At 73.9% G+C, this 12,479-nt stretch carries 7 protein-coding genes; 3 read left to right on the top strand and 4 right to left on the bottom strand.

Going from position 1 to position 12,479, the window contains the following annotated elements; all coding sequences use genetic code 11:
* Window positions 1-5 precede the first annotated feature (5 nt).
* Both AB0D29_RS30065 and AB0D29_RS30070 read left to right on the top strand, forming a co-directional pair.
* Entirely contained in the window at window positions 6-629 is a 624-nt protein-coding gene (locus AB0D29_RS30065) for a hypothetical protein (protein ID WP_362858530.1), read from the top strand.
* Window positions 610-1,443, top strand: coding sequence for an inositol monophosphatase family protein (locus AB0D29_RS30070; protein ID WP_362858532.1), 834 nt, complete (start codon window positions 610-612; stop codon window positions 1,441-1,443). The genes AB0D29_RS30065 and AB0D29_RS30070 overlap by 20 nt, the downstream gene beginning before the upstream one ends.
* A gap of 108 nt (window positions 1,444-1,551) precedes the next feature.
* On the opposite strand, the gene AB0D29_RS30075 is transcribed toward AB0D29_RS30070, so the two are convergent.
* Window positions 1,552-2,739 (bottom strand): SLC13 family permease, encoded by a 1,188-nt coding sequence (locus AB0D29_RS30075; RefSeq protein WP_362858533.1) that lies wholly within the window; start codon window positions 2,737-2,739, stop codon window positions 1,552-1,554.
* A gap of 97 nt (window positions 2,740-2,836) precedes the next feature.
* Here AB0D29_RS30075 and AB0D29_RS30080 point away from each other — a divergent pair, with 97 nt between their 5' ends.
* Window positions 2,837-8,677: a TIR domain-containing protein gene (locus AB0D29_RS30080; protein WP_362858534.1), complete on the top strand. Its 5,841-nt coding sequence runs from the start codon at window positions 2,837-2,839 to the stop codon at window positions 8,675-8,677.
* A 7-nt stretch (window positions 8,678-8,684) separates the two neighbouring features.
* On the opposite strand, the gene AB0D29_RS30085 is transcribed toward AB0D29_RS30080, so the two are convergent.
* From AB0D29_RS30085 to AB0D29_RS30095, 3 genes are all read right to left on the bottom strand, one after another.
* Window positions 8,685-11,480 carry a tetratricopeptide repeat protein gene (locus AB0D29_RS30085; RefSeq protein ID WP_362858536.1) on the bottom strand — a complete coding sequence of 932 codons (2,796 nt, stop codon included), beginning with the start codon at window positions 11,478-11,480 and terminating at the stop codon, window positions 8,685-8,687.
* 126 nt (window positions 11,481-11,606) lie between these two features.
* Window positions 11,607-12,050, bottom strand: coding sequence for a hypothetical protein (locus AB0D29_RS30090; protein WP_362858538.1), 444 nt, complete (start codon window positions 12,048-12,050; stop codon window positions 11,607-11,609).
* A gap of 84 nt (window positions 12,051-12,134) precedes the next feature.
* Entirely contained in the window at window positions 12,135-12,464 is a 330-nt protein-coding gene (locus AB0D29_RS30095) for a hypothetical protein (RefSeq protein ID WP_362858539.1), read from the bottom strand.
* Window positions 12,465-12,479: the final 15 nt, after the last annotated feature.

Raw genomic sequence — 12,479 nt, forward strand, 5'->3', positions numbered from 1 at the left:
GTGACATGGACCGCGAGCTGGAAAGGACCCTTGTCACCCTGGAGGAAATAGCCTCCGGTACAAGGGAGTTGCGTGCCGTACGCCATCCGCTCGGATTTCTCTGCCTGCCGCTGCTGAGAGAGGGCAGGCGCGGGATCTGCGTCCACCTCTTCGACGCCGGGAACCGGGCCGAGCCGGACGCCTCGCCCATGCACGCCCACAGCTGGGAGCTGCGCAGCCGCGTGCTGTACGGGCGGGTGGCGAACCTGCCCGTACGGACGACCGCGGTGGACGACGGCGAAGAGGGCGCGACCCACCGCGTGTTCGAGGTGTGGAGCGGGAGCGACGGCGTGGACGAGATCCGCCCCACCCCCCAGCTGGTGCGCAGCGAGCCCGGACCCGCCCAGGTCAGCTCCGGCGGGGAGACCTACACCCTGGCCGCGGGCGAGTTCCACGCCACCGCCCTGGAGGGCCCTGAACCCGCAGCCACCCTCGTGCACGGGCTCTCGATCCCCGGGCAGGCCGACCTCTCGCTCGGGCCGCTCGACGGCCGCCCGCGCCGCACGACCCGCCGGCTGTGCGACACCGTGCAGACCGTACGCAGCGTCCACACCGTCCTCAGGAGGATCGATGCCGAACAGCGGGCCTGATTTCGACCGCGAGAGGCGGGTCGCCGTCGCCGCGGCGGAGGAGGCGGGCGGGCTGCTGCGCCGGCGCTTCGGCACCGCGCACTGCGTGCGGACGAAGGACGAGTACGGGGACGTGCAGGTCGACCTCGACCTCGCCGCCGAGAGGCTCGTGCTCGGCCGGATCCAGAGCCACTTCCCGCACGACCGGATCCTGTCCGAGGAGGCGGGGCTGCTCGACGCGGCGGGCGAACGCACCTGGCTGGTGGACCCGCTGGACGGCAGCAACAACGTCGCGATCGGGCTGCCCGCGTACGTGGTGGGCATCGGGCTGTGCCTGGACGGCGCCCCGGTGATGGGCGTGGTGCACGAGCCGGTCACCGGGCAGACCTGGCACGCGGTGAGGGGCCACGGGGCCCACGGGGCGGCCGGCGCGCTGCCCGGCCCCGCCCCCGAGCTCCCGCGCCCCGGGCCCGTCGTCGCCTGGACCCAGGGGTACGCCGTGCGGCGCGGCGACGCGACGGCGGTGGCGCTGCGGGCCGTGCTCGAACTGCGCTGCCGGCGCGTGCTGCAGCTGTGGGCACCGCTGCTCGGCTGGAGCCTGCTGGCGCGTGGCACGATCGACGCCTTCGTCGGCTACCGGGCCGAGGGCGTGGACCTGCCGACCGGGGCGCTGCTCGCGGCCGAGACGGGAGTGGAGCTGCGCACACTGTCCGGGGCGCGGTTCCGGCCCGGTTTCGCCGGGGACGACAGCGGGCGCAGCTATGTGGCGGCGCGCGGCGAGACCCTCGCGTACCTGCTGCGGGAGGTGGGCGGGGTGGCCCGGCCCGCGGGGTGACCCGGCACGTGGTGTGACCCGCGCCCCGGCACGTGGTGTGACCCGCGCTCCGGCCCGCGGGGTGACCCGGCACGTGGTGTGAGCGGCGCGTGGTGTGCCGGCCGTGCCTCACGTGGTGGCCGCGAGTGCCACCGTCGCCGCCAGCGTGCCCGTCACCGCCAGGACCAGCCCCGTACCGAAGAAGCGGCCCAGCTCTATCCGCGTGCCGTGCCAGCGGCACCGCTCGAACCACAGCAGCGTGGCCAGGGAGGCCCACGGGGTGATGACCGGGCCCACGTTGACGCCGACGAGCTGTGCGAGCAGCTGGTGCTGATTGGCCTCGGGGATGGCCGCCTCGCCCGCCATGTAGGCCGGCAGGTTGTTCAGCGCGTTCGAGAAGCCCGCCCCGACCGCCGCGGACCTCAGCATCCCGATGAACCCGTTGTCGGACCCCATCGCCGTCGCCAGTATCTCGTGCAGTCCGTGTGCGTTGACGGTCTCCACCACCAGGAACATCCCCGGGACGAGGACGAGGAGCCGCCAGGGGATCAGGGAGAGGCTCAGCGTCTCCCGGCTGCGCACCGCGAAGGCCACCACCACGATCACGGCGGCCGTCATCGAGGCCGACCACAGCGGCACGTCCGCGAGGATCGCCAGCAGGAAGCCGGTGCACGCCACCGCGCACACCCGGAACAGGACCCGGTCCGCGGGCCGCGGCGGTGACGGCGGCTCGTAGCGGAGCGCGCCACGGCGTCCCAGGCGCCAGTAGAAGCCCCACAGGCAGGCCATCGTGACCGCGATGGCGGCCAGCTGCGGGGCCCACATGGTGGCCGCCATCTCCGACGGGGACAGGGCGACCCGGTCCGCGGCCAGCAGGTTCGTCAGGTTCGACACGGGCAGCAGCAGGCTCGCCGTATTGGCCAGCCAGACCGTGGTCATCGCCAGCGGTACGGCCGCGATGCCCACCCGGGTCGCCAGCGACAGCATCACCGGGGTGAGCAGCACCGCCGTGGTGTCCAGGTTGAGGGTGATCGTGGTGACGGACGCGAACAGCACGCACAGCCCGAAAAGGAGGGGATAGTTCCCCCGGCCCGTCCGCGCCACCCAGGTGGCGACCACGTCGAAGACCTCCGCCTTGCCGGTCAGCTCGGCGAGGACGATGACCGTGGCGAGGAACACCAGCAGCGGGCCGATGCGCCCCATCACCTCGCCGGCCGGTGCGGTGGGCAGCAGACCCGTGGCGACGCAGAGCGCGCCGAGGGTGAGCAGGCCGCCGGCCAGCCAGTCCAGTGGATGCAGCCGCTTGAGGAGAGACACGTCGAACAGATTCGCACGTACGCGCGGTCGGCTGTCAGGCGGCCCGGATGGATTCGGACAGGCCCGCTCGGGCGGGGTAGCTCCTACCATGGTCCCCATGATGACGGATGGGCAATTCGGCGCTCCCGCAAGAGAATTCGACTTCTTCATCAGCTATTCGCCGGCCGACGAACCATGGGCCGCATGGATCGCCTGGACCCTGGAGGAAGCCGGGTACCGCACGGTCGTGCAGGCCTGGGACTTCGTACCGGGAACCAACTTCATAGATTTCATGGACCGCGGTGTCAGCGAGTCCCAGGCCGTCATCGCCGTACTGTCCCGCCATTACGAACGCTCCACCTACGGCCGCATGGAATGGCAGGCCGCGCTCCGCGCATCGCCCGAGTCCCCCGAAAGGCGACTGCTGACCGTACGCGTGGACGAGATGCCGATCGAGGGCCTGCTCGCCACCATCACCTACGTCGACCTCGTGGGCGTCGCCGACATCGACGCCGCCCGCTCCCTGCTGCTGACCAGGGTCGAGCAGGCCGTCGACGGACACGCCCGCCCGGGCCGGCGGCCCGGCTATCCGGGCGGCGGACCGGTCCCCGTCCGTCACCCGGAGCAGCCGAACCCGGCCCGCCCGCGGCCGAGCGCGCTCGCCGGCCCCGGCTGGGCGGGACGCCGGCGGCCGGCCCGGGCGCCGCTCTACCCGCAGGGCTCCCCGGCCGACGGCGGCCGGGCCCAGGACGCCGTCACCGTCCTGCACCTGGCCGGGCCCGACTTCGGGCGCGGCCGCGAGCCCGACGCGCTCAGCCGGCAGATCCGCGGCGACCTGATCATGCTCAGGGACGCGGGCGCTCCCGCCCCCGACCTGATGGTGGTGACCGGGGACCTCACCGCCTCCGGCAGCCCGCGCGAGTGCGACCAGGCCCTCAGCTTCCTGACCGCCCTGCGGTCCCAGCTCGACCTCTCGCCGCAACGCGTGATGGTGGTACCGGGCGCCCAGGACGTGAACCAGGCCGCGTCCCAGGCCTACTTCCACACCTGTGAGGCCGACGAGGTCGCGCCCCAGCCTCCGTACTGGCCCAAGTGGCGCCACTACACCCGGCTCTTCCGCGGCCTCTACCAGGGCCTGGACACCGTCTTCGACAGCGATCAGCCCTGGACCCTCTTCCCGGTGCCGGAACTGAGCACGGTCGTCGCCGGCTTCAACTCCTCCATGGCCTACAGCCACCGCCCGGAGGAGCAGTACGGGTACATCGGCCGCGATCAGGCCGCCTGGTTCGCCGAGGCCATGCGCCGCTACGAGGAGGAGGGCTGGCTGCGCATCGGCGCGCTCCGCCACCCGCTCACCGACGGCCGCCGCCCCGGCGACGCGGTCGGCGGCCCCGGCGGCCTGCGGGACGCCGACACCTTCGCCCGGCTCGCCGCCCCGCGCCTCCACCTGCTGCTGCACGGCCCGACAGGCGGCCCGCGCACCCTCACCGGGGTCCCCAGCCGCACCCAGCTGCCCGGCGCCGTCGGCGAACTGCCGCTCTTCGGCTCCGCCGCCCCCGCCCGCTTCCAGCTCCTGCGGGTCACCGCGGACGGAGCCACCCGCTGGGACGACCGGATCACGGCCGCGAGCGAGCACTTCCCCGGCGACTGGAGGCAGACCCGCCGGGTCTTCCCCGTCCCCGAACTGCCCGCCGTGATCACCGTCGAGCCCACCCAGGGCAGGGCCCCGCTGGAGGACCCGGCCGCCGCGCTCATCGAGCGGGTCAAGGAGATCTGCCGGGTGCGCAGGGAAGGCGTACGGCTGCGCGACGTCCCGCGCCGCGAGCCCGCCGACATGGCGCAGATCATGGCCACCTGGCGGGAGCAGGAGGACGGAGTCGTCCAGCAGCAGCGCATCGCCGTCCACCCCGGCACCCCCACCGAGGACGAGATCGACCGCTTCATCGCCCAGGTGCACGCGACCGACACCGGGTCCGAGGCCGTCCTGGTGTACGCGGGCGACGCCCCCGCGAGCCGGCTGCGGCAGCGGGCGGCCGGCCACGGCGTACGCGTGCGGGTGCGCAGTTTCATCGAGTTCCAGGGCCTTCTCGACCTGCGCGGCTACGTCGCCGCCCAGAGCGCCCGGCTCGCGGCCAGCGAACAGTACCCGCCGGGCCTCTACCTCCCCCAGCGCTACCGCGACGCCGACCGCAGCGACGGCCAGGACCGCGACGGACTGGTCGAGGAGCTGCTGGAGCTGCTGGAGTCCGACCACGGCCGCTTCGTCCTGCTCCTCGGCGACTTCGGACACGGCAAGACCTTCGCCCTGCGCGAGCTGGCCCGCCGCATCCCCGAGCAGCTGCCCCACCTGACCCCGCTGCTGATCCCGCTCAACACCCTCGACCGGGCGCACAGCCTCGAAGGACTGGTCGCCGCCCACCTGGCCGGCCACGACGTCGACACCATCGACCTGCGGGCCCTGCGCTACATGCTCGCCCAGGGCCGCGTCGTCCTCCTCTTCGACGGCTTCGACGAACTCGTCCACCGGGTCAGCTACGACAGGGCCGCCGACCACCTCCAGGTCCTCCTCGACGCCGCCGTCGACAACGCCAAGATCGTGGTCAGCAGCCGCACCCAGCACTTCAAGTCGCACGCCCAGGTCCTCACCGCGCTCGGCGAGCGCGTCGGCCTGCTGCCGCAGCGCCGCATCCTCTCCGTCGAGGGCTTCACCCCCGCGCAGATCCGCTCCTACCTGGTCCGCGGCTACGGCGACGAGCGCGCGGCCGACCAGCGCTTCCAGCTCCTGCGCAACATCCCCGACCTGCTGATGCTCTGCCGCAACCCCCGGCTGCTCTCCTTCGTCGCCGACCTGAGCCAGGACCAGCTGCGGGCGGTCGCCGGGGCCGGCCGCGCGCTGAGCCCGGCCCGGCTGTACGAGGACGTGTTCACCTCCTGGCTCACCTACGAGGAGCTCCGCGGCCAGGGAGGCCCCGGCGCCCCGCCCGGACTCACCGTCGACGAGCTGTGGGCCGCGGTGACCGCGCTGGCCTGGCGGCTGTGGGAGAGCGGCCGCAGCGCCCTGCGGCTCGACGAACTCACCGAAACCGTGGCCACCACCCTCAGCGAGCTCACCGAGTCCCCGCTCACCCCGTCCGAACGGGCCCAGGCCGTCGGCGCGGGCAGCCTGCTGGTGCGCAGCGACGACGGGGTCTTCCAGTTCATCCACGGCTCCGTCATCGAATGGCTGGTGGCGCGCGAGGCCGCACGCCAGCTCGCCCGGGGCCAGCACACCCTGCTGCACGCCCGCCCGTTCAGCCAGCTCGCCGTCGAGTTCTTCTGCGACCTCGCCGACCACGAACGGTGCGCCCGATGGGTGCGCGACGCCCTCGACTCACCCGGGCGCGCCATCAACGACGCCGCACGCGCCAACGCCGTCCGGATCAGCGACCGGCTCCGGGTGCCCGCCAACGCCGACCTGCGGGGCGCCCGACTGGCCGGTGAGGACCTCTCGCACCGCGACTTCTCCGGGGTCGACCTCAGCGACGCCGATCTGACGGACGCCCGGCTGGTCGGCGCCAACCTCTCGGGCGCCCGGCTGCGGGGCACCCGGCTGACCGGCGCCCGCCTCGACCGGGCGGACCTCGGCCGCGCCGACCTGACCGGCGCGAACCTCAGCCGGGCCCGGCTGACCCGGGCCGACCTGCGGGGCGCCTCGCTGACCGGCAGCCGCTGGCACCGGGCCGCGCTCATCGACGTGACGATGGACGACGCGGTGCGGTCGGCCCCCGAGCTCAGGACCGCCTCCATAGCCCCGGGGATGCCCGTGGACGCGGGGTTCCGGCCGTCGGCGGTCGGCGTTCCGTACGGCTTCGGCATGCGCACCAGCCGCCTTCCCGAACCCATCGCGTACAGCGCCGACGGCGAACTCCTCGCCGTCGGCAGCGAGGACGGCTCCATCCTGGTCTGCGGCGCCGACGACGGCCGGGCCGTACGCACCCTCCAGGGGCACGAAGGACGGGTGTACGCCGTGAAGTTCCGGCCCGACGTGATCGCCACCGGCGGCTCCGACGGCGCGGTGCGGCTCTGGGACCCGGTGACCGGAGCGTGCCGGCACCGCCTGGAGGTCCACCCCGACGGGGTCTGGCCGGTCTCGTTCGACACGGCCGGCACCCTGCTCGCCACCGGTGACCGCGAGGGCCTGGTCACGGTGTGGGACGTGGCCACCGGCGGGCCCGTGCACCGGCTGCCCGGTCACACCGCGCCCGTCTACACCGCCGTCTACGGCCCGGGCGGCATACTGCTCACCGGCGACGCCACCGCGAAGGTACGCCTCTGGGACCTGGCCACCGGGCGTTGCGTCCGGGAGATCGACGGCCACCAAGGCGCCGTGTACCGCGCCCGGTTCAGCCCGGACGGCACCCTCTTCGCGACCGCCGACCGGGGCGAGGGCGGGCGCGGCGGCACCGTGCGGATCTGGCGCACGGCCGACGCACGGCTGCTCCACGAGTTCACCGGACACACCGGCCGCGTGTACGTCCTCGACTTCCACCCCGAGGGGAACCTCCTCGCCAGCGGCTGCACCGACGGCCAGGTACGGCTCTGGGACCCCGTCGTCGGCACCCCCGCCGGAACCCTCGAACGGGGCACGGGCGCCGTCTACCAGGTGCTGTTCGGCGACGAGGGCAAGCTCCTCGCCGCCTGCGACAGCAACGGCGCGGTCCGGCTGTGGACGGTCACCACCGGGCGGCCCCACGGCTACACCATCGCCCTCCACCCCCAGCAGCCGGCCGAGCACCGCGGCACCGCCTGGGCGTGCGCCTTCCGGCCCGGCGACAGCCAGCTGCTCACCGTCGGCAACGACGGCGGCGCGCAGATCTGGGATTCCGCCACCGGCCAGGGCAAGCGCATCCTGCGCGGCCACGGCCGCCGCATCAGCGGCGTCGCCTTCAGCGCGGACGGCACGCAGCTGGCGACCGCCGGCAACGACGGGGTCGTACGGCTCTGGGAGACGCGCACGGGGCGGCGTACGGACGAACTCTCCGGGCGCGGGGACCGGCTGGTCTCGGCGGCGTTCAGCCCCGTCGAACCCCTCCTGGCCACCGCCAGCAACGACGGCGACATGTACCTGTGGGACCCGGCGGGCGGCGAGTACCTGAGGGAACTCGACGCCGAGACCGAGCACGTCTGGGCGGAGGCCTTCAACGCCGACGGCACCCTGCTCGCCACCGCCAACGACGACGACTCCGTGCACGTCTGGTTCCGCCCCACCGGTTCCCCCGTGTCGAACCTGACCGGGCACCGGGGCCGGGTCCGCTCGATCGCCTTCCGCTCGGACGCCGACGTCCTGGCCACCGGCTGCGACGACAGCGTCGTACGGGTGTGGGACGCCAGGAGCGGCCGGCTCATGGAGGAGCTCGGCGGGAGCACCGGGCACGCGGACCGGGTGTACGGCGTCGCGTACGGGCCCGGGAGCGCCTGGCTGGCCAGCGCGAGCTGGGACGGCAGCGCCATCGTCTGGCGGGACGGCGAGGCGGGCCCGCGCCTGCGCGGACGCGGCGGGCGGCTGTGGACCGTGGCCGCCCACCCGAGCCGCCCCCTGCTGGCCGTCGGGGGCGACGACCGGTCCGTCTGCCTGTGGAACGCCGAGACGGGCGAGCACGTCACCGACCTCGTCGGCCACACCGGCCGGGTGCTCTCCCTCGCCTTCTCCCCGGACGGCACGACGCTGGCGAGCGGCGCCGAGGACGGCACCGTACGGCTGTGGAACCTGCCGGCGGACGGCGGCCCGCCGTCACCGCGCGCCACCCTGATGGGCATGGCGGGCGGCTGGGCGGCGCTGACACCGTCCGGCGGCTACAAGTACGAGGGCGATGTGGCCGGCGAGTTCTGGCACGTCGTGGGCATGTCCCGGTTCACCCCGGGGGAGCTCGACGAGTACCTGCCGGGCATCCACCGGCTGCCGCTCGGCGAGGAGTTGTGACCCTCGCTCAGCCGTCCTGGGCGCCGCCGTTCAGGGCGTCCAGGATCTCGGCGCGCGTGGCGCTCAGGAGCTGCCGCCAGGCGTCGTCCTCTTCGGTGCCGCCCGGCAGGTCGGCGAACAGGTCGACGGCCTCCGTGATCTGAACGAGGGCTTCGGACCACAGCTCCAGGTCCTTCGACAGACCGGCCCACACGACGAGACACATGAGGAGGGCGGAGCGGAGGGGCGAGTCCGGGGCGGCCCGCAGTTCGGCGCGCAGATGACCGGCCGCCTCCGCCGCGAGCGGCCACGCGGCGCGCGGATCGTCCACCTGGGACAGCCGTTGCGCCAGGGCCACGAGCTGCCCGGCGAAGTACGCGCGGTACATCGGGCCCTCGGCTTCGTACAGCCCGCGCAGGAGCCCGACCGCCTCCCCGGCGTACGGAACGGCCTCCGCGGGGCGGTCGAGCGTCGCCAGGACGGTGTCGACGAACCCGGCCGTCTCCGCCAGGTGCAGCGCGTGCGGAGCCGAGCCGTCCTGCGCCAGTGCGGAGCGGATCCCGTGGGCCTGGAGGGCCGCGGCCAGGGCCTCCTCGAACCGGTCCTGGTGGTGCAGGCGGATGGCCAGCCCGTGCAGGTTGAAGGCGTGGAGGCGCCGGTACGCCGAGGGGTTGCGCCGCGCGAGTTCCGCCGCGATGGCGCACGCCCTCCGGGCCGCGTCCAGGGCGCCCGGGGCGTCACCGGTCGCGTCGAGCACCATGCCCAGGTTCTTGAGGGCGATGGAGACGTCCTCGTCGAACCTGCCCGGGTGCACCCCGTGCAGTTTCGTGTACCGCTCCGCCGCGTCACGGACGTACGGCAGCGCCTCGCGGGGCCTGCCGCTCTGGTAGAGGAGGAGGCCGTAGTTGTCCAGGGACGCCGCGAGTTCGGCCTCGGCCTCCGGGCGGCCCGAGCGGGCCGAGCGCCGGCGCAGCCGCAGACCCTCCGCGGTGTAGGGCTCGGCCTCCGGCCCCCGTCCCATCTCCATGAGCGCCATGCCCAGATTGCTGAGGGCCATGGCGAAGTCCTGGACGGGCACGGTGACACCGGAGTGCCGCAGTTCACGGAAGAGCCGGATGCCCTCGGTCATGAGCTCGACGGCCGGCTGTTGCCGGCCCGTCCTGTACATGGCGATGCCGAGATCGCTCAGCGCACCGGCGAGGCGCGGCCCGTTCGACGGCGGACCCCCGTCCGGCAGGCTCCTGCGGATGCTCACCGCGGAACGGAACGAGGCCACCGCCTCCTTCCAGAGTCCGGCCTGGACCAGCCTGGTGCCCAGCGCCTCGTGGAGGCCGGCGCGCTCGGCCGGGCTGTCGCTGAGGCGCAGCCGGTGTTCCGTCAGCACGCGGCCCAGCGCCGCCGCACCGGGTGCGAGGTCGATGTCCTGGTGCCGGGGCAGACACTTCTCCACCGCCTCCAGCGCGGGAAGGTCGACGCCGGCGATCTCGGTCAGCGCGGCCACCACGGCGCCGCCGCCGTCGACGGCCAGCTGCGGCCTGGCCCGCAGGAGCGGCCACAGCTCGCGCTCGGCGACGTGCGGCCAGCGGCGGGCGGTGTCCGTCAGGACCGACAGTGCGGATCGGGTGTACGGCGGCACGGACTCCGGAGGCGGCGGCTGCGCCTTGCGCCGGAACCGGTCCAGGCCTCCGGTGGCCGGTGACGGGGTCTGCTCCGGCCGCAGCAGCCGGCCGGCGGCCCCCGCCGCCCACGGGTCGGGCATGTAGCCGGCGCACGCGTGCCCGGGTGTGGACAGGGCGAGGAAGTCCTCCGCGAGCCGGTCCGGGTACAGCGGTTCGAGTGCGACGCCGGCCGCCGGATCGCGCGGCGGGTAGCACACGGCGTGGTCGTCGACGACGACCGACGGAGGAGCGCCGGACAGGCCGATGCGGTCCAGGGCCGTGGCGGCCTCGGCGTGCGGCAGGGTCCCGGTGAGCGCGGCCGTGTGGACGGCCCGGCGCATGATCCGCGGCTCGGTGGTGACGCGGCCGTTGTCGTGGAGGCCCTGCCAGAAGTCGTGTTCGCGGTCCAGCAGGTAGCGGGACAGGCCCAAGGGATCGCGGGGTGAGGTGAGCTCCAGCCGGAAGCTGTCGAGTGAGACGAGCGCGGCCATGTGGAGGGTGAGGGCCACGTCGTACGCCTTGCCGTCGAGGTCGGTGGGGACCGCCGGCAGGGGTGGGTTGCGAAGCCCGAGTGCCTTCGAGAAGGCCCGGTGGGCGACGCGGTAGGAGATCTGCCGGTCGGTGTGGCTCGCGGCCAGCGCGGGCAGTTCGAGGGTGGGGCCGGTGTCGAGGCCGGCTTTGGCCAGGCGGTTCTGCAGGGCGGGCCACCACAGGTTCGCGGAACGGGCGACGAGCAGGACGCGGCACTGCCGGGGGCGGTGCAGCAGGGGGTTCGACAACAGCATCAGCAGGTCGTCGGCGGGCCAGCGGTCGGCGTAGTCCACGATCAGCAACAGCGTGCGCCCCGGGTCTCCGGGCGCGACGACCTGCTCGGCGATGGGGTCGCTGCGGTGGTGGGCGGCCCACACCGCCCAGCCCCGCGCCGCGGAATCGGCGGCGAGCCGCGCCGCCAGCCGGGTCTTGCCCTGGCCGCCGCCGGCGTGCACGAGCGCCACCGAGCGCGCGCCGTCCCCCTCCCGCCACCGGCCCAGGGCGTCGAGCTCGCCGCCCCGGCCGTGGAAGGGCACCACGTGGTTCTCGGCGGCCAGCAGCCTGCTGGGCTGGTGAAGAGCCGCCTCGATCGGCACGGACCGGGGCATGAGGTCGAACGGCGCCACTTGGTACACGGGCCGGCCACCCCTCACGTGGATGTCTCCGTGGAGGACGGCGTATACGGAACTGCCCGGCTCGGCATGGATGTGCTGGGACGCCTCCAGGGGAGGCTCGTCGGCGGACGTCACGTCTCCGGGGCCTCAATCCGTGCGTCGGGTTCCGTCGTTGCCGCGGTTGTCGATGTTCATGGTTCCGAACATCACGCCGTAAGTGGGGCTCGTGCCCTGGCCGTTGACGTGCATGACGTTCTTCGCCGCCCGCCCGCCGCGCCGGGCGGTGAGGGCCTCCAGTTCCGCGGCGGCCTGCGGATGCTCCGCGAGCCAGCCCTCGAGCCGGGTCCGCAAGGCGCCCGCCCGCTCCTCGCGGACCGCCTGTCGGTCGTCCTCGGCGACGGCCTCCAGGGCGGCCGCGTCCTCGTCGAGCCGCGCCAGCAGGCCGGGTTCGGCGTTCTCGCCGCGGCTCTCGCCGTGCCGCCTGAGGAGTCCGGCGACCCCGGAGCGCATGGTCTGCCAGGCGTCGGTGGCCGCCGCCGCCAAGATGGCCGTACTGCTGACGCCGGCCAGTTCCAAGAGTGCCTGATCCACGGCGAAGCCCCCGCCCCGTTCGATACCGCTTGCAGTCATATGGTTACAGAAGGTGTCCGGCCGCGACAACGGTGTGCGGCGCGGCTATTCGTCGTCGCCGATCAGGGCCTCCTGGACCTGGCGGGCGACGGTCACGACGTCCGCGTCGCCCGGAATCCGGATGGTCACGCTGTCGCCGTTCGCCTTGATCTCCACCGTGACCCCGGTGGTGGACCGCCCGAAGTTGGTGCGGACGAGCTCCGTGAGGCGCAGGAAGGTGTCGGGTCCCTGGAGGAGGCTGACGGTGGCGGACAGGGCCGAGATGCCGACGACGGCGAAATCGGCCGCACTGCTGCCCCGGCCCCCCGGCCGGATGGCGAGTCCCTCGGCGACCAGCAGATCGGCGATGTCCGACGGCATCGAAACGGCAATCATGAAAAGAGGTCCTCT

Source organism: Streptomyces sp. NPDC048424 (assembly GCF_040651555.1).
In the GTDB taxonomy this organism is placed as follows: Bacteria; Actinomycetota; Actinomycetes; order Streptomycetales; family Streptomycetaceae; genus Streptomyces.